Source organism: Clostridia bacterium (genome assembly GCA_034926675.1).
Lineage (GTDB): Bacteria > Bacillota > DTU025 > DTU025 > DTU025 > JAYFQW01.
This window is the reverse complement of the sequence record JAYFQW010000079.1, coordinates 1-25,231: the sequence shown is the minus strand read 5'-3', so window position 1 is coordinate 25,231 and position 25,231 is coordinate 1. Positions and strand designations below refer to the sequence as shown.

At 59.0% G+C, this 25,231-nt stretch carries 20 protein-coding genes, 1 tRNA gene and 1 pseudogene; 4 read left to right on the top strand and 18 right to left on the bottom strand.

Annotated elements, in window-relative coordinates; translation table 11 throughout:
* Positions 1-25 precede the first annotated feature (25 nt).
* The 13 genes from VB144_14905 to VB144_14845 all read right to left on the bottom strand — a co-directional run bounded on the left by VB144_14905 (position 26) and on the right by VB144_14845 (position 14,033).
* The gene (locus tag VB144_14905) at positions 26-2,512 is read right to left on the bottom strand and encodes a DNA internalization-related competence protein ComEC/Rec2 (GenBank protein MEA4884916.1); all 2,487 of its coding nucleotides are present in this window, start codon (positions 2,510-2,512) and stop codon (positions 26-28) included.
* Entirely contained in the window at positions 2,509-3,366 is an 858-nt protein-coding gene (locus tag VB144_14900) for a helix-hairpin-helix domain-containing protein (protein MEA4884915.1), read from the bottom strand. Before VB144_14900 ends, VB144_14905 begins: the two co-directional genes overlap by 4 nt.
* 234 nt (positions 3,367-3,600) lie before the next feature.
* Positions 3,601-6,114: a leucine--tRNA ligase gene (gene leuS, locus VB144_14895; GenBank protein ID MEA4884914.1), complete on the bottom strand. Its 2,514-nt coding sequence runs from the start codon at positions 6,112-6,114 to the stop codon at positions 3,601-3,603.
* Between the two features lie 159 nt (positions 6,115-6,273).
* Positions 6,274-6,349 (bottom strand) — tRNA-Ala (locus tag VB144_14890).
* Between the two features lie 244 nt (positions 6,350-6,593).
* Entirely contained in the window at positions 6,594-6,998 is a 405-nt protein-coding gene (gene rsfS, locus VB144_14885; protein MEA4884913.1) for a ribosome silencing factor, read from the bottom strand.
* Complete coding sequence (gene yqeK, locus VB144_14880; protein MEA4884912.1) at positions 6,973-7,590, bottom strand: bis(5'-nucleosyl)-tetraphosphatase (symmetrical) YqeK; 618 nt, start codon at positions 7,588-7,590, stop codon at positions 6,973-6,975. The genes rsfS and yqeK overlap by 26 nt, the downstream gene beginning before the upstream one ends.
* A 112-nt stretch (positions 7,591-7,702) precedes the next feature.
* Positions 7,703-7,960 carry an RNA-binding protein gene (locus tag VB144_14875; protein MEA4884911.1) on the bottom strand — a complete coding sequence of 86 codons (258 nt, stop codon included), beginning with the start codon at positions 7,958-7,960 and terminating at the stop codon, positions 7,703-7,705.
* Between the two features lie 65 nt (positions 7,961-8,025).
* The gene (gene nadD, locus VB144_14870) at positions 8,026-8,628 is read right to left on the bottom strand and encodes a nicotinate-nucleotide adenylyltransferase (GenBank protein MEA4884910.1); all 603 of its coding nucleotides are present in this window, start codon (positions 8,626-8,628) and stop codon (positions 8,026-8,028) included.
* Between the two features lie 18 nt (positions 8,629-8,646).
* On the bottom strand, positions 8,647-9,948 hold the full coding sequence (obgE, locus tag VB144_14865; GenBank protein ID MEA4884909.1) for a GTPase ObgE: 1,302 nt from the start codon (positions 9,946-9,948) through the stop codon (positions 8,647-8,649).
* Entirely contained in the window at positions 9,938-10,627 is a 690-nt protein-coding gene (locus VB144_14860) for a Spo0B domain-containing protein (GenBank protein MEA4884908.1), read from the bottom strand. The genes obgE and VB144_14860 overlap by 11 nt, the downstream gene beginning before the upstream one ends.
* Positions 10,628-10,753: 126 nt before the next feature.
* Positions 10,754-11,485 carry a CPBP family intramembrane glutamic endopeptidase gene (locus VB144_14855; protein ID MEA4884907.1) on the bottom strand — a complete coding sequence of 244 codons (732 nt, stop codon included), beginning with the start codon at positions 11,483-11,485 and terminating at the stop codon, positions 10,754-10,756.
* Complete coding sequence (locus tag VB144_14850) at positions 11,482-12,885, bottom strand: radical SAM protein (GenBank protein ID MEA4884906.1); 1,404 nt, start codon at positions 12,883-12,885, stop codon at positions 11,482-11,484. Before VB144_14850 ends, VB144_14855 begins: the two co-directional genes overlap by 4 nt.
* Positions 12,886-13,433: 548 nt before the next feature.
* Positions 13,434-14,033, bottom strand: coding sequence for a response regulator transcription factor (locus VB144_14845; protein MEA4884905.1), 600 nt, complete (start codon positions 14,031-14,033; stop codon positions 13,434-13,436).
* 1,607 nt (positions 14,034-15,640) lie between these two features.
* Between VB144_14845 and VB144_14840 the strand changes: the two genes are divergently transcribed.
* The 3 genes from VB144_14840 (at position 15,641) to VB144_14830 (ending at position 19,169) form a co-directional block, all read left to right on the top strand.
* A complete protein-coding gene (locus VB144_14840; GenBank protein MEA4884904.1) occupies positions 15,641-15,997 on the top strand; it encodes a hypothetical protein in 357 nt (118 codons plus the stop codon).
* Positions 15,998-16,047: 50 nt separating this feature from the next.
* Positions 16,048-16,977 carry a transglutaminase-like domain-containing protein gene (locus VB144_14835; protein ID MEA4884903.1) on the top strand — a complete coding sequence of 310 codons (930 nt, stop codon included), beginning with the start codon at positions 16,048-16,050 and terminating at the stop codon, positions 16,975-16,977.
* A 500-nt stretch (positions 16,978-17,477) separates the two neighbouring features.
* On the top strand, positions 17,478-19,169 hold the full coding sequence (locus VB144_14830; protein ID MEA4884902.1) for a CocE/NonD family hydrolase: 1,692 nt from the start codon (positions 17,478-17,480) through the stop codon (positions 19,167-19,169).
* Between the two features lie 46 nt (positions 19,170-19,215).
* On the opposite strand, the gene VB144_14825 is transcribed toward VB144_14830, so the two are convergent.
* From VB144_14825 to VB144_14815, 3 genes are all read right to left on the bottom strand, one after another.
* Positions 19,216-19,989 carry a hypothetical protein gene (locus VB144_14825; protein ID MEA4884901.1) on the bottom strand — a complete coding sequence of 258 codons (774 nt, stop codon included), beginning with the start codon at positions 19,987-19,989 and terminating at the stop codon, positions 19,216-19,218.
* A 489-nt stretch (positions 19,990-20,478) separates the two neighbouring features.
* Entirely contained in the window at positions 20,479-20,865 is a 387-nt protein-coding gene (locus VB144_14820) for a hypothetical protein (protein ID MEA4884900.1), read from the bottom strand.
* Positions 20,859-21,308 carry a hypothetical protein gene (locus tag VB144_14815; GenBank protein MEA4884899.1) on the bottom strand — a complete coding sequence of 150 codons (450 nt, stop codon included), beginning with the start codon at positions 21,306-21,308 and terminating at the stop codon, positions 20,859-20,861. The genes VB144_14820 and VB144_14815 overlap by 7 nt, the downstream gene beginning before the upstream one ends.
* Before the next feature lie 561 nt (positions 21,309-21,869).
* On the opposite strand from VB144_14815, the gene VB144_14810 reads away from it, so the two are divergent.
* Positions 21,870-23,024, top strand: coding sequence for a uroporphyrinogen decarboxylase family protein (locus tag VB144_14810; GenBank protein MEA4884898.1), 1,155 nt, complete (start codon positions 21,870-21,872; stop codon positions 23,022-23,024).
* Between the two features lie 18 nt (positions 23,025-23,042).
* Here the strand turns inward: VB144_14810 and VB144_14805 are convergent.
* Together VB144_14805 and VB144_14800 are read right to left on the bottom strand one after the other, a co-directional pair.
* Positions 23,043-23,180: pseudogene (locus VB144_14805) on the bottom strand (DUF6530 family protein).
* 388 nt (positions 23,181-23,568) lie between these two features.
* Entirely contained in the window at positions 23,569-24,285 is a 717-nt protein-coding gene (locus tag VB144_14800; GenBank protein ID MEA4884897.1) for a class I SAM-dependent methyltransferase, read from the bottom strand.
* Positions 24,286-25,231: the final 946 nt, after the last annotated feature.

Genomic DNA, 25,231 nt, shown 5'->3' with positions numbered 1-25,231 from the left:
GCGCGCGCCACTTCCTCCTGGTGGATCATGAAGTCGGAGCTGATCGGAGTTCCCGGAACATGGGCACTCTCTTCCACGTGCTGATCATGTCGTGCACCGTGAACCCGCGTGCTCCAGGGCGGTATCTCAGCACTACGGCGCCGTTTCTGTCAGTCCTGAACACAGTTGAGCACTGCTGTTCCAATCGACTCATTGTATACGGAGAGGGATGACCGTAACCATTGCGGCCCACTGATATGATAGCAACCTCAGCCTGCAAGGCTTGCAGGAACGCCCCGGACGCGGATGTCGCAGCGCCATGGTGGCCCACCTTTATCACCTTTGCTCTCAGTGCAGCAGAGGAGGCTCCGCCTAGCGCTAGAACCCTCTGTTCGAACTCCTTCCCTGCATCAGCGCATAGAAGCATCGAGAAGCTTCCTGCCGCTACTCGGATCACAACTGATTTCTCGTTTGGATCCCCAATGCCACGTCGGCCAAGCTCATTGGCGTTCGGGGTTTTCGGTGGATTCCGGAACTCAAGGCTTACGCACCCGAGGCGCAGCGAGTCTCCATCTCCCACGCGGAACACACGGAGCGCGCTCCCTGCCGACGAAGCTCCCATGGTCTCTGCTATTCGGTCCCATTCCGGTCCGCTCGAGCCCTGCGGAACAGCTGCCGCCAGTACATCAACTGAGGAACAGACGCTCTGAAGCCCTCCAGAGTGGTCCGCATGCTCGTGCGTGATCACAAGCAGATCGAGCCTGCGGATTCCGCGCCTCTTGAGATATGGCGCGATGTACCTGCCTCCCGCGTACCCGCTGCCGGCATCCACAAGAATCGTATGACCAGAGGGAGTAGATAGGAATATGGAATCGCCCTGCCCCACAGAGAAGACGATGGCCTCCAATGGCCTCGGCCACATCGTCAGGGCCAGGAGAACGCAGAAGGCGAAGGCTGACACACATAACGGCCTCCGCCTGACAAGCCGGCAGGCGCGCCATCGCCGGAATTCATCCGAGGCGAGCCAGCACACCGCCAGAAAGGCCGAGTAGTAGAGAGCGATACCGCATGCCCCCATCCTCCCAGCGTCCACCGATGCCATCGGAACCGCTGACGCCCATTCAGCGAAATCAATGAGCGCTGCAATGACATGTGCAGTGCCCGAGTTGATCATCGCTCCTGCAGGCAGAAACAGGACGCCGAGGACGCAGCCAACTAGGCCCGCGATCATCCCGACCCAGGCCATAGGCGCCGCCAGCAGGTTCGCGAACACTCCGACCATGCTGAACCGAGATGTCATGTTGACAAGCACGGGCAAGGTTGCAGCAGTAATCGCCCCTGATCCAATGATCGAACGGAACAGCCAGCCCACACGCTTCGGAAGGCTGGAGGGGATGATGGAGTTCAATCGCGGCGCGGCCACTGATGCAGCCATGGCCGCAAGGTACGACATTTGAAAACCTGCGTTCCACGCAAGAAGCGGGTTCCACAGAAGCTGCAGAGAGGCCGACACGCACAACGCCTGCACAGGACCTGGCCGTCGTCCTCTCGCCCTCGCAATCGCGCACACGCCCAGAGTGAGCCATGCTCGCACGACAGATGCCCGGAGGCCGGCCGCCATTGAGTAGATCAGGGCCACAGTAAGGGACGTAGCCGCAGCTGCGCTGGAAGACAGGTGAACTGCCCTGGAGATCTCATCGGAGAGGCCTGCAACAAGCCCCAGGTGCAGTCCGGACGCAGCAAGCAGGTGAGACACGCCTGCCCTCCGGAACGAATCCAGGATCTCCGGGTCGAGTTCCCCGGAATCCCCAAACACCATTCCCACCAGGACTCTGCGCTCACGATCGGGGAGGGTCTCCCGCGCAGCGCGCACCAGGCCATCACGCATCACGCCAATGATCCGAAGAGCAAGGTCCCGTGTCCGCTCTCGCCCAACCCGAACGCTGTCCGGGCTGACCTTAGCAATAGCGTGAATGCCATCCTGCAATAGGACAGCCCTGTAGTCGGGCTCGCCGGGGTTCATCGGCAACTGCGCAGCCTCGAGAGCCGCCGTGATCGACACCACGGCGCCTGAGCGCAACCTGTTCAGCAGTTCGACAGAATCCGGGCTTGATGGCAGCCTGACCCGGACCCTGCCCACCGCCTGGTGAGTAGAGCCCTCGAGCGCTACTGATTCGGTTTTCAGTATGATTTCGGGCTCGCGGGCGCCCGGATGAGCGGCCACCACTACGCCGGTTGCCTCGACCTCACATCCGATGAACCTTGCAACGGATCTACTCGCCATCATGTCGACCCGGCGAATTCCATACGCGCCTGCAGAGGCGCCGACTAGCGCAGCCGCAACCATCACAAGCGTTCCCCTTCTGGCAGGAGACAGGCGAAGAGCAGGAACCGACAGCACGGCAACAACGCCCAGCACGGCCCATCCAGACCATAGCACGGAACTGGGCACGCGCAGGAGACCCAGCTCAGCGCCTGCCAGGATCGCAGCCAGAAACACAGGCGCCGCTGCGAACCGAACCTCCCTGATCATCTGACTGTCACCAGTGGCGCGATCCTATCAAACTTGATCTCACCGATTCCCGACACATTCAGGAGATCATCCACAGATCGAAACCCGCCAACGGCCTGACGGTACTCAACTATCCGCCCGGCAATGGCCGGCCCGATTCCGGGAAGTGCATCCAACTCAGCCTCGGAGGCGGTGTTGATGTTGATCAGTCTTGAAGTCGAATCCGAGGACGCCGAGACCAGAAGCCCTGCGGCGAAAGCAGAAGCATCTGGAGCGGTCTTTGAGAGATCGGCCCTGTTGATGACGGAAGGAGTGGGCTGAGGCGCCGCCGAAGCGCTGTGGGGGGCATCGGCGCCTCGGCCGGCCTGCTCTTGCCTGCGAGGGATGAAGATCTGCTCCCCATCGCGCACCGGCAGAGCCAGATTGATATCGTCCATGCTGGCGGCTGGCAAACCCCCGCCGGCAGCCGCAACAGCGTCGGCGACCCTGGCGCCGGCGGACAGACGATACACCCCCGGCTTCCCCACCGCACCCGCCACGTGCACCACCGGTCCACCAGCGCAAGGCTCGACCGTGTTGGCCTGCTCGCTCCCGTGCTCCTCCAAACGAGAACTGGGAGGGGCCGCCGAAGCCACCTCTGCCTCGTGCACTCCGCCATCTGCCGTTGGATCCGCCCGGGGCGCAACCTCAGGACGTGAGCCAGGCGCCAGTGACTTGGAAAACTCAGCCCCCAAGGCGCCTGGGGAATCCACCGCCTGACCGCCTTCAATCACCACCGCGGGCCGGCGCGCCAACTTGAGGAGTGACCCGCAAAGGCCGAGCACAGTCACTCCCGCCAGGAGCATCGCAAGCCTGCGCCCACCAATGCGGTTCATGCGCCACCCCTCCATGACGCGCCAGCTTCTGGTGGCTATCTGGGCCGTCAGCGCAATCTTAGCACGACTGCCTGACCGCGCGCCTCATGCGTACGGGTGAGTTCACGGGGTGATTTTCATCGTGTGCAGTCCATCATGAAGCGCAGGGGACTGTCTGGCTCTCTCTGATACGCTATGGGCTGCGGCATCGCCGCAGCCCATAGCGTATCATCCCAATTCCTAGATCACGTTCCTCTAGCCTGTAACCACACTGAGCAGCTTCTTCGGAATCAGTATTGTCTTCTTAACTGGGGCGTTGCCAATCGCCGCGGCGACCTTGTCACTCAGGAGTGCAGCAGCGAATGCCTCCTCCTGAGTCGCTCCCACAGGGATCGTTATCCTGTCGCGAAGCTTCCCGTTCACCTGGACCGCAATCTCGACTGCGTCCACATCGAGGGCGCTCTGGTCATACTTTGGCCAGGCAACCCGATGCACACTCCCAGAATGCCCAGTCTCATGCCACAGCTCCTCCGCGATGTGCGGCGCGAACGGCGCGAGCATGATGATCAGATACTCCACAGCCTCCGACATCGCCTCAACACCCTCGGCATCGCGCATAGCTGTATCTCTCAACTCATAGAGCGAGTTGACGAATTCCATTATGCCTGCTATCGCGGTGTTGTAGGTGCACCTGATCTCGATGTCCTCGGTGACCTTCTTCAAGGCCCCATGAGCTGCCCGCCGCACTGCAGCGGCTTCAGCCCCAATATGTGATCCAGTGCCTCGCTGAACTGGAGCGCCCTCGGCCACTGCGCGCCCTCTCCTGAAAGCCGCCCCAGAATACTGGTAGACCAGCCTCCAAACTCGCTGCAGGAACCTGGAGCAGCCCTCCACGCCTTCGTTGTTCCACTCCAGATCGCGCTCTGGCGGCGCGGCGAACAGCACGAACAGACGGGCTGTGTCCGCACCGTACTTGGAGACTATCTCATCAGGGTCTACGATATTGCCCTTGGATTTCGACATCTTAGTCCCATCCAAGAGCACCATCCCCTGAGTCAGGAGGTTCCTGAAGGGCTCATCCACTCCCACAAGGCCCAAGTCATGCATTGCCATGGTGAAGAACCTTGCGTACATCAGGTGCATGATCGCGTGTTCCACGCCTCCGATGTACTGGTCGACTGGCATCCAGTAGTCGGCTTCGGCACGGTCCCATGGCGCAGTGTCCAGTTTCGGAGAGATGTATCTGAGGAAGTACCATGACGAACAGACAAAGGTATCCATGGTGTCAGTCTCGCGCCTCGCCGGCCCACCGCAGGATGGGCAGGTAGTGTTCACGAATTCCGGGCAGTCGATCAAAGGAGATTTCCCGGTCGACATGAATCTTGCCTTCTCCGGCAGGAGGACAGGCAGGGCCTCATCGGGGACTGGGACCTCTCCGCACTTCGCGCAGTATACGATGGGGATCGGAGCGCCCCAGAACCGCTGGCGCGAGATCAACCAGTCGCGGAGCCTATAGTGAACGGATGGTCTGCCTATGCCCGCCGACTCCATGTGAGAGGCGATGGCGGCACGCGCAGATGCCGAAGTCATCCCATCGAATTCCCCCGAGTTCGCCTGCACTCCGTCTTCTGAATATGGGAATTCCATTGTGGCGGGATCAAGCTCGGCGCCTACCGGGTTTATGACGACCTTCACTGGCAGCCCGTATTTCCGAGCGAACTCGAAATCCCTCTGGTCGTGGGCGGGCACGCCCATGACCGCGCCGGTTCCATACTCCATCAGGACGTAGTTGCCTATCCATATCGGCACTCTCTCGCCCGTAACCGGGTTCACCGCGCAGCGGCCTGTGAACATCCCGGCCTTCTCGGTGTCTTCCGCAATGCGAACCATGTCGTCCTCGGAGATCACATCCGCCACGAACTGCCGCAGTTCGGCCTCATTCGGCCTTCCGCTCACCAGTTCCTCCACAGCTGGATGTTCAGCCGCGATGACCAGATAGGTCACACCATACACCGTATCGTGCCTCGTGGTGAAGACGGTTAGCGGCGCCCCGCTTCCCGGAACGGTGAAGTCGAGATCGATTCCCTCACTTCGACCAATCCAGTTTCTCTGCATCGTCTTGACCTTGTCAGGCCATCCGGTCAGAGTGTCGAGATTGGCAAGAAGCCTGTCCGCGTATTTCGTGATTGCCAAGAACCACTGCTCCAAAGAGCGCTTGCCTACATGAGCGTCGCACCGCTCGCATCTCCCACCGACAACCTGCTCATTGGCGAGGACTGTCGCACACGACGGGCACCAGTTCACCTTCTGAGTCTTCCTGTAGGCGAGCCCGTTCCGGAACAGCTGAAGGAACAGCCACTGAGTCCACCTGTAGTAGTCCGGAGCGCATGACGCCACCTCGCGGTCCCAATCATAGCTGAAGGCAAGGCGCTTGAGTTGCTCCCTCATGTGCCCCATGTTGTCCCATGTCCAGGTTGCAGGATCCGCGCCATGCTTGATGGCCGCGTTTTCCGCTGGGAGTCCGAACGAATCCCACCCCATCGGATGCAGCACGTTCCAGCCTTTCATCCTATGGAACCTTGCCATGACGTCCCCTATGGAGTAGTTGCGGACATGTCCCATGTGAATCCTTCCGGACGGGTAAGGAAACATTTCAAGCTGGTAGAACTTCTGCCTGCCAGGCTCATCCTTCGTACGGTACAGTCCATCCTTCTCCCACTGCCTCTGCCACCTAGTCTCGATATCTTTGAAGAAGTACTTGTCGCGCATCTCGCTCCTCCCCTCTTTGAACACAATAGCAGCAGACCTCGCGACAATCGGCCCACACAATCAAAAAGCCCCCAACAGCTCAGCTGTTAGGGGCGAGGACATTCTCGCGGTACCACCCTATGATCGACCGTGGCCCGACCGATGCCAGGGACAAAGAAATGGTGGAGCTGAAGGGGATCGAACCCTCGACCTCTTGAATGCCATTCAAGCGCTCTCCCAGCTGAGCTACAGCCCCACGTTAACACCACGGTGGCTCTTCGCGGCTAACGGCGCCGCCCGTCGCGGACTACAACGATTTCGCCCGCGCCGCTCCAAGGCGAGTTCGGCTCGATGCAACCGCCGGATCCCACCGTTCCCGGCTCTCTTCGGCCGCTCCGGAACCTACTGCTCCTCTTCATCGCGTTTCCCGCATGAGTTTTCAACAACGTCATGATTATACCTGCCGCAGCCGACTAAGTCAACAGCAACTTGGCCCATTGCTATGCTGGATCACTGCCCGGGTCTGTGACCCGTTCCCGAGGCGCATCTCCCCACAGGCCTTCCAGATCATAGAACTGCCTTTCGCTACCGCGGAAGATGTGAACGATGAGGTCGCCCCAGTCCATTACGATCCATCCAGATGAGTCAGACCCATCGCGCTTGCGCGGAGAAAGGCCTACCCCCTCAAGGCGCTCGGAGATCTCCTCCCTAACGGCACGCGCGTGCGTATCCGTGTTGACGGTGCATACCACGAAGTAATCGGCCATGAAGGAGACGCTCGACAAATCCATGATGACCACGTCCAGCGCCTTCTTCTCAAGAGCGCAAGCGGCGGCGACTCTTGCGACGCCAAGGGCCGGCAGCTCACGGAATACCCTTTCATTGCTGGAGTGCAGATCTATCACCAACCCCCGTACTGTTTTCAAGGCCGCGCAGTATCCCATTACGCGCAGCCACCGTCGCTGCTTCGATTTCGTATCCAGAATCGATCAGATGCTTGATGGTGGAGTCGAAAGCGGCCAGAAGCGCCAGATCGAGGCTGCGTTCAGCACACGCCCGGATTCCCTCCACCCCTGGGAAATCGCGACCTGGTTCTGTGTAGTCCGCAAGGCACACTACCTTGTCCTCTGGCGTCATATCAGGCGCACCCATCGTGTGGAGGCGTATCGCCCGCAGAACTCGCTCATCGTCTATCCCATACTTCTCCTTGGCGAGAATGGCCCCGACGAGGCCATGCAGAAGCACTGGATTGCGCAGAAGTGTGTCGCTAACGCACCCCTCATCATGCTGCGAGACGATCTCCACCAGCTGATGGCCTGGTATGTCACGCGCACAGTCGTGAAGCAGCCCAGCTGTTGCACATAGCTCGGCATCTGCGCCAAACCTGCTGGCGAGCCGCCTCGCCTCCTGTTCCACCCCTACTGAATGCACGTACCTTCGCGGTCTCAGCGCCTTCGCCAACTGAGCCCTCATCTTCGCTAGCGAGACCTCGTCCATCCTTTGGCGCCACCCGCCTTCGCATCGCCTGCCCATATAATAGCACATCGTCCCCGGGGGCACCAACCCAGGGGACGATGTCCTTCGACATGCCCTCGAATGCGCTCTTGCGCTACATTCGGGTCTGCCTTTCCTTGGCCTCGTTCACCGTGATCTCCCTTCCACCGACTACGGTGCCGTTCACCGACCGGATTATGGGATCCACATCTTCGGTCGACACTTCAACGAAACCGAATCCCCTGGACCTTCCCGTCTCGCGGTCGGTGATGACTCGGCTCGCCACGACCTCCGTGAAAGGAGAAAAGACCTGCTCCAACTGATCATCGGTGATCGCCCACGGCAGATTGCCCACATAGAGAGTCTTGCTCATGCTTGCACCTCGCTTAGGCGCTTCTATTGTTCCGCGACGAACGCCGATGTATTCGTCAGTCCACCTCATGCCTGATAAAGGCCAGCTTTCTGAATGTAGCCAATCACATTGTCCGGCAGAAGATACCGTACTGGCTGGCCAGCTCGAACTCTCGCTCTGATATCGGTTGAGGAAATCGCCAATGCCGGGACCTCGAAGAAATGCACCTTCCCAGAGTAATGACCAAAGATTTCCTCAATTCGATCCACTTGGATTGCGTAGCCGGGTCGGCTTGCGGCCACAAAATCGCACATCTGGATGAGCGATGACGCGTCCTTCCACCCGGACATCTCGATAATAGCGTCGGCGCCTGTGATAAAGTAGAGGGCGATTTCGGCGCCATAGCGATCCCTGAACTCCCTCACAGTGTCCACCGCATATGATGGGCCGGGCCTATCGATCTCAACAGACGACACCTCGAAATGGGGGTTCGTCATCGTGGCAAGCAAGGTCATCATATAGCGCTCTGCAGGAGGAGTAATCGTCTGTCCCATCTTATGCGGAGGCCTGCCTGATGGAACAAACACCACACGATCCAGGGAGAACCGGTAAGCCGCCTCCTCAGCAGCGACTAGATGCCCGTAGTGAATGGGGTCGAAGGTCCCGCCCATTATCGCGATACGTTGCATGTGAACCCACCGTTCCGATCAATCTCGCATCGCCGAGTACGACAACACGAACTCGAACTCGATGTCGCCAATTCGGACCGTGTCGCCTTCTTCCATCCCCGCTTCGCGCAGGGCATCGATCACGCCGGCCCGTGTGAGCATCCCGTAGAATCGCTTCAGTGACTCCTCGTTTTCGAGGTCAGTCCGCTGGCACAGGTGTTCAACTCCCTCTCCAGACAGGACGAACACGCCGTGATCCCTTGCTATGGCGACATCACGCAGGCGCGGCCCACGCACAGTATACCGTTTGGGTTCCTCAGTGCTGGCTGGCTCCGCTTCGGGTTTCGGCATCTTCGCAAGCGCGGCAGCCACTGCATACAGGAGAAGCTCCACGCCTTCGCCAGTAACCGCGGATATGCCGAACACGGGAACCCCCTGGGCTGCCAGGGCCTGGGATAGAGCATCCGCACGCTCACGCGCTCCGGGCATATCCACTTTGTTTGCCGCCACAATCTCGGGCCTCGATTCGAGGTCCGCATTGTACAGCCGGATCTCCCGCCTGATGATGTGGTAGTCCGACAACGGGTCGCGCCCTGAGAAATCCGATACGTCAACCACATGGACGAGAAGGCGTGTCCTCATGACATGCCTCAGGAACTCGTGTCCAAGCCCAACGCCTTGCGAAGCGCCCTCAATCAACCCAGGGATATCTGCAGCCACGAAACTATCGCCTCCCGCTTCCACTACACCCAAGACTGGAGAGAGTGTAGTAAATGGGTAGTCAGCGATCTTGGGCCGCGCAGACGATATGCGTGACAGAAGGGTGGACTTGCCTGCATTCGGGAACCCGATCAATCCCACATCGGCAAGGATTCTGAGTTCGAGGATCACCTCACGTTCCTCGCCAAGCTCGCCTTTCTCGGCGAACCTAGGAGCTCTTCTCACGGGGGTCGCGAACTGCGCGTTGCCGCGCCCACCTGATCCTCCCCGCGCCAGATATACGCGCCGCCCGGCAGCCACCATGTCGGCGATGGCCTCTCCTGTGGCCGCATCCTTTATGACCGTTCCAACAGGCACTCGGACAATGAGGTCCCTTCCATCCAAACCGCTCTTGTCGCTCGTCCCTCCGTTTGCTCCCGCATCGGCCTTCAGGTGCTTCTGATACCTGAAATCCACCAGAGTACGGAGTGCATCATCGGCCAGCGCGATGATGCTTCCTCCGCGGCCGCCGTTGCCTCCGGCCGGTCCCCCCCGAGGGACGTACTTCTCGCGCCTGAACGCGATGGCGCCAGAACCCCCGTCGCCCGCCTTCACGTGCACCTGAACATAGTCAACGAACATTCGCACTGCGCTCCTTGTGTTCGCAAGCATCGGCCTGGAGGGGAAACGCCACCTGGAACAACGTACCCCGGTCAGCGGAACTGCTCACGCTAATCTCCCCGCCCAATCCCTCAGTAAGCTCCTTCGCGATGAACAGACCGTAACCATGCTCATCAATCCCTAAGGCAGTAGCGCCGAATTCGAAAAGCCGCGGAGCAACACCCGGATGCACCGCGCCTAGACTATCCCACACTTCAAATACGCACTTCCCAGCCAGTTGCCTGATGGCAAACGTAATGCGCCTTCTCTCCATCGGCAAGCTCGATTCGGACAGAACCTGTATGGCGTTATCAAGCAGGTTCCCGATGATTGTGGTGAGGTAGGTTGGGCGAACGCGAAACGAATCGAGGCCGTACTCGATCTCACACGCAGTAGAAATACCGCGAGCCTCCGCGATGGCGAACTTCATGCAGAGCAGAGCCGAGAGTTCGGGATACTGCCCAATCTCGGGCCTGCTGCCTCCGTACGCCATGTCATACCCAACGGATCTTATGTACTCCATGGCCCTGTCTATCTTGTCCAGCTGAAGGAGGCCATATATGACCTGCATATGGTTGATGAATCCGTGACGCTGGATACGCAGGTTCCTGACCACGTCCTCCATGCTCTGAAGCGGCTGCCTGCGACGATCGGTTTTCATTGACGCCTGACCGCCCTTTGCCTACTTCCTGGAACCCTGGGTCGGTTGACCTTATCCGCGCATTAAGGGCGAAGACTCTGACATGTCCTGCAGAACCGTCCCACCGCACCGATGCTGTCGTTTCCCTTATTCTACACGCGAATTCCTCTTCCTCCAACTCCCCGTGGCATTGTTGCGCGCCATCAGCGCCATCAAGAGAGCAATGTAGTTCAGTGACCAGTGCGCAAGCCAGGGATACAGAAGCCCACGGCCATGCGTGGCAAGCCATCCCAATGCCATTCCGGCGCCACCGGACATGGCAAAGGCGTACACAACCAACGCCGCTGGCGCCCTGGCGCACGCCATAGGAATTCCATGGACCGCAGCGAAGAGAGCCGCCTGCACACCCATTGCCGCGCAATCTCCTGCTGCTCTCGCCACGAGCCTGTAGATACACCCGCGGAACAACAGCTCCTCCAGGAATGCTCCGGAACAAGTGAACCCAAGCCCAGCCAGGGCCGCTTTCGGCAGAGGCAGACTCGATACCGCCTCATAAGCCCCTCCCGAATTCACATCCGTCCTCTGCATCCATTCTCCGTGTCCCACCCTTATCACCCGACGAATCCAAGCATTTGCAAGGGCAAACGTGGCCACGACTGCGGCGCACATCGCCAGTGTCGTCTTGCCGAGCACTACCCCTGCGGCGCCAAACTCCACGGCGGGATCGCGTCCGCGCAGGATTCGATAGGCCGCCATGGCAACTAGCAGGAGCAAGTCGCCGACGTCAACTCCCTCGTTCCTCCCTCTGGGGGTATTCCACACGACCGCTCTGGTCGCCACCGAGAGCGTGATCAAGGTGTAGAAGGCAATTGCGCTCATTGGAGCCCCGAGATCTCTGCCCAGGCCACGGACAGATTATCCTCAACCGACACCGCGTCGTCCCAGTTCCATAGCAGGCAGGAAAGGAACAGCATGTAAGCCCGGCACATGGGATCACGTCCGCCGATGTCCCCAGTAGCGGCATAGGCCGCCGCCCGGCAACCACCTCCGCAGAAGTAGCGCACATCGCAGTCGAAGCACACATCAATTGAGTCTACATTCGGCTCCTTCCAACTCCAGAGGTTGGCGAGAGTGCCTGGAAACCAGCGACCTCCAGCGTCCCTTGATGCTGCCAGTGCCTCCAGCAGTTCATCGAGTTCGACCCTGAACTCCGGGTTCATGGCGAGGTGGCATGGGTATACTCCCCCATTTTCAGATACACCCAGCACGAAACTGCCAGCCCCGCACCCAAATCTCGGAGTGACGCCGATGACCTCGTCGAATGTGGCATCGGCAGCGATCATTCCGCCCTTGGCCTTCTGCAGCAGGTATCGGACCATGGACCTTGCGAAGGCCCCTGGGTCAGCAGTTGTCGCGAACCTGGCGCATGCTCCGCGCCCCACCTCCATGAAGAGACTAGCATGGAACGAGGCGCCGTACCTTCCGGCAAGGTCCATCATGGGTTCTGGTTCGAATAACGATGGGTCGGCGATAGTCGATACTAGTTCGATCCTCTCAACACCCATCCCAGATAGACGCTCAAGCCCAGCGATGGTTCTTGCGTAGCTTCCGCGCCCCCGTATTAGATCGTGAGCACGCTCATCCGCAGATTCCAAGCTGATTTGCACTGCAACGCCTGTCTGTGCGATGGCAGCGGCCAGGCTATCGGATATCAGAGTCCCGTTGGTAGCGAGGATCACCCGAGGGCAGCTCTCCCGCGCTTCCATGAGCAGTTCCGGGAGGTCATCTCTGGTGGTGGGCTCGCCGCCGGTGATTATCAGTTCCGCTGGGTCGAGCTCAGATACCCGACGTATGGTGGAGGTCACCACGCGAGTGGGAGTTCGCCCGGAAGTCGCCCCATCCGTTCGGTAGCATGTGATGCACCTGAGATTGCATTCATCGGTTACCGAAAGGTAAACCTTTGGTCCGCATGGCGAGGTGTGTCCGGACGTCATTTGCGCAGAGTGTTCCTCCCGTCCTTTTGTACATACCATCAAGCCGCGCTCAGAAAGCTCCTCGAGGAGGCCCCTGAACTCCCCCGCAGCGCGGCCTCCGTAGATGATGTCCACCCTATCCACCATCAGATCCGCATCCTGTCCGCACGCCTTCTCGCACAGGATTCCTGCGTACCGTGGAAGCTTGACCCAGCTCCCAGCGATAGGATCGATTATGAAATGGGAATCGTCGGCGTGGATTATCCTCGCCTCAGGAGCCAGCGAGAATACTGTCGAGCCATCCAATCGCTACCCCTCCTAAGTCGATCCGCATCCCCTCCGGGGGGAGACTGCGAATCCTGCCTCGGAAATCGGCCTCTCCGGTTCCACTTGCGTGGGGAACCAGCCGCACTGCAGCTGGTTCCCGCCTAATCAGACGCACGCGATTGAACCGCTTTCAGGTCATTAGCGAAAGCTATCGAACCCGCCTCGCCAGGGCCGATCTGATTCTAGCCGACAGTCACGAGAAAGCCCCAGAGCCGAAACCTGATGCAGATCCCGTTTATGGACACATTCGCCCGGCCTTTCCGACCTGCCATCACTCTGAACACAGTGTTCACCTCCCTCAGATTGTTGGTCGTGGAAGCACTGAGCTGCATCTGGTGGTCTACTGCCACCGAGTGGACGTGGGTCGCCGAGGCATGTCAGGCACGATTCCGAATTCCAGTCGTTCATCCTCACGGATGATGTGGTCGTCCGCCGCGGCCGCGCTTGCACCCAGATCATACCATCGCACTCTCGAATCCTCTATTCCCCATTTGGGTGAATTTCTGGGTGACCACGTGGGTGATCTCTCAATCGATCAGACCTGCTGTCACTGCGTACCTCACCGCCGAACTTCGGGATCTCACGCCGAGCTTCTGGAACACCGACCTCACGTGCGTCTTCACTGTGTTTATGGACACATACATTTCCTTGGCTATGGCGCTGTTGGTCTTGCCCTGCGCAAGCATTCTCACGACGGCCCTTTCGGTCACCGTAAGCCGAGGCGGCTCCTGTTGGCCGTCGGCCCCCGTAGCCCCTTCAGCCCCTCGTGCGCTAAGGTTGGTGCAGGTGGACCTTCCCCTGCACGTGTGCGCCCTTTGGCATGCCGCTCCCAGTTCCTCGCGAATGAGGCGACCCTCGAGGCTCAATGGGCATAGCATGAAGAGAACCACCTCCCCGCTCTCGACGCGGCCCGCCCAGGGCCGGTTTGGAACCACGAATGCAGTGTCGTCGCTCGGCTGAAAGAGAGACTCCTCCCAGTCCGTCCCCGGAAACGGCCAACGGGTAACCATGGCTGCTGCTTCCCGGCACTCGTTCTCGTTAGGTCTGGCGCCGTCGGCCCATACGTCGCCAGGATCTTCCGCTGGATGCCGTGAGTCCGGGGTGTCGGTGTTCGAAAGGCCAAACATGCGAAGCCCTCCCAACTCAAACTCCCGTAATAAGTATAGCATCCCAAATCCTTACAGTCAATCAAGGCATTCGCCTTTTGGGGTTCACCGTTCACCCGCTTCACGAGTTCACGCGAATCCAGCACTGAGCGCAGGCGAAAGCAGAAATGGAGATTCGTCGCTGCCGAAAGGCACCAACTTTGCTAGTTTTCCTCACCTCTTCGCCTCAGTCCAATCGTGTACGGGATCGTTGCATCTGTAAACTGGAACAAGCCATCGGAGCGGTGGCTTCGGCATGTCTTCGCTATCGAGGCGCCAGGTCGATCCAAGGATGCACCGTCTTGATCCACCCGCTGGTCACTTTGTTCTCAGCCTTCGCGCTTCGCTGGACTGCAATTGGCCGCCCACGGCATGAGAACGTGCTTTGAGGGCATGTGGAGCTGTCCCGAGCCCCGGTTTCCCATATTCTGGCCACAGTTCCTGCTCGATACGGGGGCCACCGACTGATAGGCGACACTGGGTGGATACTTGCGGTCCAGCTTCTGCTCTCCGATGGACAGATACTGACCATCCGTTGGATCAATCCGGACCATCTCTCCGGTCGAATCATCAGGCAGGGCTGTGCGCCTCGCGCGTGCGGGCACATGGCATTTCTGTGCCCATAGCGTGCGCCTGAGAGCACCTGGAGCGCATTCAATGAAAACTTGAGGCCTTTTCCATCTGTGATGATGTCTCCTTGTTCAAGGGTGACAGTATCACAGACGCTCCACATGAAGGCATTCGCCTTAGCTTGAAGAGAGCGCGACCCCCGCCAATCACATGATCCCATGTTCAGCACCCTTGGGCGTTCAATCGCTCGGTTTTCGCCGCAGTCTTGAGCTCGTTAGATACTCTGTACCTAGGGCATTGGCTTGGCATTGGCTTGGATCGCGCAAGGCAACGTCTCGCACACCGTTTACAGCCGCTGATGCGGCGCCGTGGTTCTCAAGATTCCGGTCCCGCAGGCTGTCAATGTCGGCCAAACCGGCATTGTCGCACGCTCAATGCCACTCAAATGGACATTGACCACGAGGTCAGTGTCCATTTGGTCGACATTGACGGTCCGACTCCCGCGGTCGAGGTTCGCGCAGATCCCATGACGCGCGCGGGCAGTTTCCGAAAACGCGTCTAGCTGCAAGTAAGCCGCACCACATTATGCCATGATCCCGTCCTCTCGCACGCAGTGTCGTCAATCTCGCCGGAACGCGCGTTTGGAGGATCTCAATGCTGGTTTCATCGACATTGCGGGCGTCTCAACGTCGATTCCGTCGACATTGAGCTCGTCTCACTGCTGGATTCGTCGACAGTATCGCTCCAGGGCTCGAGCGCGTTGGTCGCACCTCGTCAGGCGGCGCGGGGACGCAGCTGGGGACCATACATGTGGCGCGCGGCTGCAGCAGCGCACCACGCTGACCACCCGACCCTGCCCGAACGTGTCTCTCCATGCCCGCTGGGGCGCCAGCAATGCTGGCGGTCTGGGGGCCGAAGCGCCAATATTCTGGGCGCCCTCGGAGCCCCAGCCCATATTCGGAACCCTGACGGCACAGGGTTGAAGGGTTTTTCAACGGCTGGAGGCTCTTGCATATGTAGTGCTCCTCGTAGCCCTGGTTCGTGCGATCGTCCAGCGACGAGCAGGGCGTTATGCTGAAGCCACTAACGAGGAGTTGCCGATCACGGGCAGAAGAACAACAGAACGGCCCACAGCACGGATGATCCTGGATTCGTTTGATGCTGTCATCGTTGTTCAGCTTCCCGATGGCAGTCGGCTGCTTTCTGAATCAAAGCTGTTCCCGGACAAGATGTTCCGGGCTCTGGGAGTATCCCACTATCGCCGATGGTCTACATCACGATTCCTCAAGAAAATCGCTTACTCTGAAAATCAAGAGATTCAAGGCCCGAGGGTGCTGAATATGGGGCTAGGTGATCGAGGACGATGTGTCGAATAACCGTTTGGCTAAACGCTACGGATTCCTTCAGCGGCAAGGAGGTTCATCGGATGAATGCCCTCGAGTACTTTGCTGCCCCAGGTTTGATGACTTCTACCGGCAGCCACGCGGCTCTATTTGAACGCCTGCCCAGTGAGATTGGCTCGCTATGCCGGGTTGTTCAAGGCTTGATGCTCCACGTTTTCTGGCTGGAGCGGTACGGCGCGCAACTCCCGAAATCACGGCTAGACGAGGTGCAGCTGCGCTCCGTCGTCACAAAGTTGGCGCGGATGGGCGAACTCGACCCGCGTCCGCTCACCGAGGCCCGGACTCTGGACAAACGCCTGGTCGGCAACTGCCGCGACTTCTCCTTGATGCTCACTGCGATGCTGCGCTACCAAGGGATCCCGGCACGGGCCCGCTGCGGTTTTGCGCGTTACTTCCTTGCCGATCATTATGAAGACCATTGGGTCTGCGAATACTGGAACGCTGCACTGCTGCGCTGGGTCCTAGTCGACCCCCAGCTTGACGACTTGCAGTGCAACGTACTGGCGGTGGAATTCGATCCGCTTGACGTGCCGCGCGATCAGTTCCTCGTGGGCGGGCAGGCCTGGCGGCTCTGCCGGGCGGGGCTAGCTGATGCAGATAAGTTTGGCATATTCGACATGCACGGCTTGTCATTCATCCGCGGCGACTTCATCCGGGACGTGGCATCGCTGAATAAGATGGAGCTCTTGCCCTGGGACTGCTGGGGGCTGGCCGAAACGCGCGACGAGGATCTGTCTGCAGCCGACTTGGCCCTGCTCGATCAGGCGGCAGAGCTGACCTGCGGCGATGTGCCAGAGTGGGAACTGGTGCGGCAGTTGTACGAGAGCGACGAGCGTCTGCGCGTACCAGCCGTAATCCGCAGCTACACGCAGGCGGGCGTGCAGACGGTGGAGCTGATCCAGAGACATGCTGGTGGTTTTGTGCACCTGTTGGGATCCGATAGTACGCAGTAGTTGACTGCACAGAAGGGCGTTTTGTTAGAATTGCACGTCCGAAACCGTGCAGAATAGCTCGGAGGGGACCTGCCCGTTGGAAGCATCGGTGAAGCCGCAAGGGCCGACGGGAGGGTATAGCGCTCATTTCACTGGAATACGATCCATTGCCGCGGGCAATGGTCATCGAACACAGCAGTATCAACGCGAAGTGCGCAAATCCAATGCGAATACGCCGAGAAGAGTTCGCACAGTGCGAAGAGAACGGGAGGCAGAAGTGAACCCTGAGCTCTTCGCGGGCTTGGGCCAACGGGAACAACAGGGCAGTATGAAAAAGAAGTGCAGCCACCCAGGCGCCGCCAAACTCCATGATGTCTCGTCCATTCGGAAGGAGGAAATGGCATGAGCATGGTTGAAGTCAGTGAGCAGGTTTTGAGTTGGGCGCTGAATCCCGCCAATCTCACTGAGGACCGTAGCATCCAACTCCGAGACGGCATATCTGAGGTGGGGAGAAGCGAGTCGTGGAAACCAGAACTGAGTTTGTTCAGGTATCCTATGGAGCGAACCTTGCAACCCTTGTCGCCTTACCGGGTCCTGGCGCCTACCCTGTGGTCATTGTGCGGACGGTCTACGGGCGGCAGAACCTGCCGGGCATAAGCGACCTCTTCGGCAGTCACGGCTATGCCACTGTGATCCAGGACGTGCGTGGAAGCGGCGAGTCGTCGGGGCAGTTCAACCTATTGGCTCAGGAACCAGAGGACGCGATCCAGACCGCACAATGGGTACTGGGCCAACCATGGTGCGATGGGAAGCTTGCCATCCTCGGCATCTCCTATCTTTCAGCCGCCTCGATTGCCATCGCGGCCGAGTTTCCGGAACAGGTGAAGGCGGCGGTCTGGGTTACGGCGCCTGTCAGGAAGGAGCTTCTCTGTTTCCAAGACGGAGTTCTTCGCCTTCATCATACTTTGCCCTGGACGTACATGAGAAAGGCTTCTCTCAGCGGCTTTGACCCCGAACTCCTTTACCGCAAGACGCCTTTGATCGAAGCCATTCCTGAAAGCGTTGATCCCTCATGGGCGGCCATGCTGGAGGAAGGCCCCCGGTCCAAGTTCTGGAACCAAAGCGATCTGTGGCGCTACGTTCAGAGAACTCGCGTTCCTGGGCTTCACTTCGGCGGATGGTTCGATTTCCTGGTTGATGCTACCTTGGTTCCATACTCCGAGATGATCCAGTCCGGAGCGCCTCAGAGGCTTGTCCTTGGCCCGTGGAGTCACAACGGCACGATCGGCGGGCCCGAAAAGATATCGGGAGATGTTTCGTACGGGTACTTGGCCAGGCAGCGCGAAGATGATCTGCGTGAGGATCCGGTGGATACGTCTTCCCCGTTCATAGAGGAGTGCGTAAGGTGGCTGAATTTCTGGGCCAAAGGCGTGGGCGATCCGCCGTCGGGATCCTCTGTGAGGTGTTTCTTCACAGGGCGCCGGCCTCATTGGGCGGAGTTCGACGCCTGGCCTCATCCATCGTCCCGCCCTATGAGGATGTATCTCGGAGCTGCATGCTCTTCGGATGCTGACGGCCGCTCTGCAGCTGACGGCCGGGGCAGAGGTGTTCTCTCCGCGGACGTGGCCCCCGGCGAAAACCCAGTGGCTGCCTGCGATTCTTTCGTGTACGATCCGGAGAACCCTGTCCCCACTGAAGGCGGTGCAGTGTGGGCATTTCCCAAGGCAGGGCTGATGCCGGGGCCCTTCGTGTCATCTGCTCACTTGCGGGAGGATGTTCTGACTTACGATTCTGAAGTGTTGGACAGTTCTCTGAAGATATGCGATATTCCGGAGGTCGAGCTATACGCATCGTCAGACGCGCCCGATACGGACTTCGTCGCGATGCTGTTGGATGTAGACGAAGACGGTGTTGCGAGGTACGTTTCTGACGGGATAGTCAGAGCTAGATATCGGAACGGCCTTGACAGGGAGGACTTTTTGGAGCCCCGGGAGATCTATCTCTTCCGCATACGTATGAAGGGGTGCGCCCACGTTTTCGGCCCGGGCCACCGGGTGCGCTTGATAGTCACGAGCTCGAACTTCCCGAAGTTCGACCGCAATCCCAACACGGGAGAGCCTATCTACCGAAGTCAGCAAATGCAAAAGGCAGTGCAGACGGTCTACTACGGGCCTGCGTCTCCATCGGCAGTCGTGATACCCAGGCTGAACTGAGGCCGGCATGGGAGCCAGATGCTAGCCAAGCGATGATCACAACGATCTACTTGCCCTCGATGGCCTTGAGCTGAGCTCTGGCTTCCTCCTGATCAAGCCTGAACCCTTCGGGATCTTCTGAGCTGACATCCATGGCCAGGACGCAGTTGAGCGCCACTCTGGCCTCCATATACTGCCTGTTGGCGGCTAAAGCCTTGCCCAGGACGAGATGGTGAGACGACGATCGAGGGTCTAGCTTCACTGCTATTCGGGCTTCCTCAACTGCCCTCTGCTTATTGCCTACTGACAGGGGCGGCCCCGGCAGCCGATAGAGAAGCTGGGCCAGAAAATAGTGGGTTCGGGCATGGTTTGGGTCTGCCGCAAGCGCCCTGTCGAGAGCCTCTATCGTGGGCTTGACCATGAAGAGGCTCTGAAGCATGCCCCTGACCTGCCCCGACTGAGCTATGCACACCGCATGCCAGTGATGTGCGTCCGCATTGGTCGGATCCAGCGCAGCAGCCCGCTCACCAGCGGCCCTGCCCTTCTCAAGCAGCTCAAGCTTTGATGCCTTGTCGGCGGTACGGCGCACCGCTTTCCACCAGTATGCCCTGGCCAATCGCCATAGTATATCCGCATCCGACTGACCAGCGTCCAGTGCTTGTTCAAGCGTTTGGATCATGGCACTGTCCATCTTCGGCTCAGAACGTCGGCTCCATTGGCTGTCTGCTTTGGCCACCGTCGCCAAACTTGTCCGTGCGCCTGGCGACGCAGGCGTCGCCAGGCAGCAGGATGCAACCACGGTCGCCAATACTGCAACCCCAATCCATGCCGAGATTCTCAACTCGAACACCACCCAATGACCATTTCGGGAGCCCAGTCAGAATCCTTAGCCAGAGTTCTGACGTGGTGCAGAATCGCAACTGCTGGGCCTATGGCCGGAATGGATATTCGACTATTCTTCGTATCAGTAGGACGTTCCTCCCAAGACCAAGCTGTGCCCTTCAGCGCCCATTCCTATGTCGCTGGATATCTTGGCCAGATCGTCCACCCACTCTGGAGCATGAAACGTGAGGTTTCGTTGTTGCGTCCATAGAAGACCGGCGCTTCATGGAGAAGCTTGGAGGCTTCGCTGACGGGTGCACTCAGCACGGCGTGGTCGTGTACGAGCGACGACAGGAACTGACATAATGGGTGTCACTGCCCACGCTGCTTGACCTCGACGATATGGTCATCCACCAGTTTGGCCCCCGTGCTCATGATCGGGTGGGCAGGTTGACCCCGCCCACCTGATGATAACGGTTCCCGGCCATCACCGCAGCTAGCGCGTTTGTTATAGCCTGCCTGCCTGTGCAAAGGCCTCCAGAACGTCCAAGAGCATTGGGGCGTCCTTGCCGTGTTCGGCCCGGAACTCACTCATGGCGCTCTGCAGTTCATCTCGATGACGGTGGCGCCAGGGGTCGGAGAGCTCTGCGATGAGCAGTAAGAACGAACCGTGTGCGCTTGCATCACTGCGCCAGGCCTGCTTGGCTTCGCGTAAGGACCGGCTCACTATGCCCAAGTAGTCGTTGCGCTGGCCGTTGGGCTGGCGCGAGTTCAATGTGGCGTAGTCGCGCAGGGCCTCTTCAAGGTCGAACTCGTGCTCCGCGACGGCGCTCACTCCCATGCTATGGATAGCATGGAGCAACTCGACGGCTTGATCACACTGCCCGGTCAGCACATACAGGCCACAGAATGGGTGTCTGCGGTTCTCATCGAGTTTCCACCAGTAGAGCTGTATCCATGCTCGCCCATGCTTATGTAGCCTAGGCTCACACGGTATGCACGGGCCCCTGGGTAGGCCTGCCACCTCACGGAGACTGGCCCTCCGTCATACACGAAACCCTGTCCTGGCTCGGTTACCGTCACTGGCTCAACGAAACGCAGTTCCACGCTTTTCGTCTCTCCAGGTTGGAGAACGAAGCTAGCTCCGACCATTTGAAGATGCCGGCCGTCCACCTCTTGGGCAACCTCGTCGTCTATCGCGATCCCAATCTCATACCTGCGTCCCGAAGGTAGACTGAAGCGGAATTCGCCGTCATCGCCCACTGACCGCCAGGGCATGTCGCCATAGTCGGTGGAGAACCTGTTCTCCTCGTTGACTTCATGCGCTAGGATCTTCACGCCTGAAAGCGAACACCCGGCCAGGAGCTCTGTCCCTTCTACTATGCCTGACCCCTTTGCGGCGTCGCCTGACCTGCCCTGTGCCACGGGCATGTCGACTAGAAGAAACGCTGCATTAGCGCGGTCGGCGCCCCGCTGATCGTGCGCGGCCTCCAGCAGGAAGTCCTCAGCCTTGGGATCGCCAGCATGGTAAAGCGCCGTCGCGAACTGGCTTAGGGCATGGGGAGCGGCCCAGTAGTCGGGGTAGTCAGTGAAGACTCTCCGCTGCAGTCGCCGACGCCAACCATCCCTCTCTCACCTCTTAAGAGACAGCTGGGAGAGAAAAGGTTGCACCGCGCGGCGCGAAAGATCCTGCCTGGGCTATTCGAGAAGTTTAGCGAAGGAGTAGGGGAAGCGCCTGACCAGACTTGGTCTTGGACTCGTACGACTGCAGCTGAATCATTGGCTGTCTCGCGTATGTCATATGCGCCTGCGTTGCCACCATAACATCATTGGCACTATAATTGTGGCAAGGATAGTCGTCATGTACACACCTACTACATTCATGGGAAGGTGAGCTCAATGAACTCCGGCGCCAACCCTGACGTTCCAGTCATCATGGACATCCCTGCCGACGTCGCCCAGAGGGCCAAATCTCGTCTACAGGCCGCATGGGATTTCCCATACACATACTCGCAGTTCAGCCCTGCCGTGGTTCTCTACCCGCGCGACGGTGTGATGCCTGAATGCTCAATCGAGGAGCGAATCCACAACGCGGAGGCCGATTTCCGCTGCCAGATGGCGTGGGCTGAGTGGGATCTTGCATGCCTGAGGGAAGCCGGCGCCTGCAATATACCCTCACTCTCCCCTTACATGGGGGTGGGCGTGATACCGTCCGGATTCGGCTGCGAGATCAGATGCATCCCTGGCGAGGACCCTTGGACCATCCCTCTCGCCATAGATCTCTCGGACGCCGCCGGCCTGAGATCTCCATGTTTCGAAGGCCCCGACGCCGGACTGGCAGGTCTGGTGCTCGATAGGATAGATTACTATTCGAAGAGGACGGGCGACAGCGTCCCAGTCAGACTCACTGACACCCAGTCACCCATGGATATCGCAGTCCAGATCATCAAAGACGAGCATATTCTGCTCGGCATGTATGAGAACCCTGATGCAGTGCACGTGCTGCTGCGCACTGTTGCCGCAGCGCTGATCCAATTCGTCCGGCTGCAAGCGGAGCGAGCTGCTAACTTCTTCGGTCACACGCACCAAGGCATATGGCGACACCGAGGCATATACGTGAGCGACGACATGGCTGCAGTAGTCTCCCCGGCGTTTTACCACGAGTTCTTCGTCCCATACAACCAGATAGTCGCCGCACAGTTCGGCGGAATTTCGATTCACTGCTGCAGAAGATACCAACAGAACCTTGACGAGATCGCGCACATGGACGGATTCATGAGCTTCGATGCTGATGCATCCTACAATGATCCAGAAGTGATCGCCCATGCTCTAGCCACTGACACAACGCACTCCCGGTTTCGGGGAATATGGCACGCCTGGGCCGAGAACGCCGACGAAGCCGTCGAGAAAGCTCTCTTCGCCGCAGCACGTGGCTTTGGGCTGATACTCACAGTGAAATGCGGCAGTGTGACGGAAGGAGCCCAAGCGGTCGCAGCGGTGGAACGCGCCACTGCAATCGACGGATCGGCATCATCCGCGGGCCTTGGGAGCTAAGGCCCTTATACACTACTCCTTCCCGCGGTCATTCCACTGAGCAAGCCCCAGAGACAGGCCCTTAGCATCTGAGTTGTACGCATACCGGCCATCAACCTGCTCGTAGTTCTCCACGACGATCACGGGCTTGTGCTTGAGCGTAGAAGGGATCTTCAATCTTAGCACCTCACTACGGTTTCTGAATTAGTAATTTACTAGTCTAGTAAAACGGACTAGGCGCAGATTGTTAAGGGGGATGGATTCTCAACTCCCAGCATCGCGGAACCATGGACAGGAACCTGACATCTCACGTGTATGATGAAGCCATGGCCAGACAGATCTATGAGAAGATTCGCAACAAGCACTGAAGGAGTTTGCCAATGATGCTAGATAAGATGAGGCTTTTCCGCGGAAGGATATCCGACTGGAGGAAGACCTGAGATACACAGCAAAGAGGATGCAAGCAAAGACGCCTCTGCCACCTTCCTGACTAGCGGCGCCAGCAAGCAACAGCCTCTCCTGAGAGCGGGCCCGGCTTTGGGCATTCCCTCTCCGGAAAGTCTCTTCAAGCCAAGCCAATCCGCGCACAGAAGACGGCCGCTGCGCCCTGTGTAAACACTACTTCCACGTCTGCGAACCCGGCTTCCCTCAAGACCGCAACTTGCGATTCGGCGCTCAGCGGAATGTCGATATGATACTTGCCGTCCACGGGATCATCCTCTTCGATGGCCCCGGCAGCTCGGAGCGACTTCACGATCTCGGCATATCGCGCAAACAGCAACCGCTCCTCTTCAGGCGACACCACGTAGTCTCCCTCGATGTACATCCCGCCGCCTTTGAGCGCACCTGCAATCCGGGAATACAGACAACGCTTCACGCCGGGGGTGAAATGATGCATGGTCTGAACAGAAATCGCATAGTCGAAATGGCGCGCAGGAAGCGGTATGGTCAAGTATGATCCATGTACGATCGTGACCTGCGGCCCATACGGGGAGTGCTCGAGCTTTGCCCTCAACTTGGACAGCATCTCCAACGAAAGGTCGACTGCAGTGATCCTAGCGCTAGATGCCCTCGCGAAGACGAAATCCAGCTCCAACCCTGTGCCGCAGCCCAGGTCCAGAATGGACAGAGGCGCGCTGGTCGCCGGAATGTGCGCAGCTACAGACGAGTAGAATTCGTCGAACGCCGGGATTGCCTCTCGCATGTGCTCCTCATACATAACGACTCTTCTGTCGAAGAACTCGGCCATCAGTTCACAGCCGTTGCGCCCATCGCGTCTCATCGCTTCCACACCTTCCAACAAGAGGCTAATCAATGTGATTCGCCCTGTGCACATGGGTTCCTGCCGCACGTCATACACTTGGGCGGCAAACGGCCCACCCCTTGCATTGGGCTTGTGCCGAGTGAGGTTCGACTCACGGATGCGTTGGCAGACAAGCCGGTGTCTGTGACTGTGGAACCGTCTTCCGGCGGAATTGAAGGGCGGCATCGCGCGGCGTCCGACGGCGGCGCCAACTCCCCGGCCGCAGCCTGCGACCGCGAAAGCCGGGGCGATCTTGCCCAACCACATGAGCAGCATCATTCATACACCTGACCAGAGTGTCGACACCGAACTCCTGTGCCGCCGGGGTCAGGGCAATTCTCGTATGTAGAGGAATCTGCCATGATACAAGGAAATCTCCACCAAACCCGCCGCCTTCGAGCTGGCTGTTCAGCTCAATGGGTCCGATGCTGCATCTCACGTCCCGCATGTAAACGTTCCCAGCTTGGAATTCGGAGATGAACCCCTCAACCGGATCAGCGAAGGATCGGTGTAGATATTGGCGTCAAAGCCTGCAAGCCGAAGGAGTTGTGGCGCGTCAAAACCGTGGGCGCGAGTCTATCCCATGTTCAGCACCATTGGGCGTTCAATCGCTCGGTTCTCGCTGCAGCCCTGAGCTCGTTAGGTAATCTGTGCCTGGAGCATTGCCTTGGCATCGCGGAAGGCAACGTCTCGCACGCCGTTTACAGCCGCTGATGCGGCTCCGTGGTTCTCAAGATTCCGGTCCCGCAGGCTGTCAATGCCGGCCAAACCAGCATTGTTGCACGCTCAATGCCACTCAAATGGACATTGACCACGAGGTCAGTGTCCATTTGAGTGGCATTGACGGTCCGACTCCCGCGGTCGAGGTTCGCGCAGATCCCATGACGCGCGCGGGCGATTTCCGAAAACACGTCTAGCTGCAAGT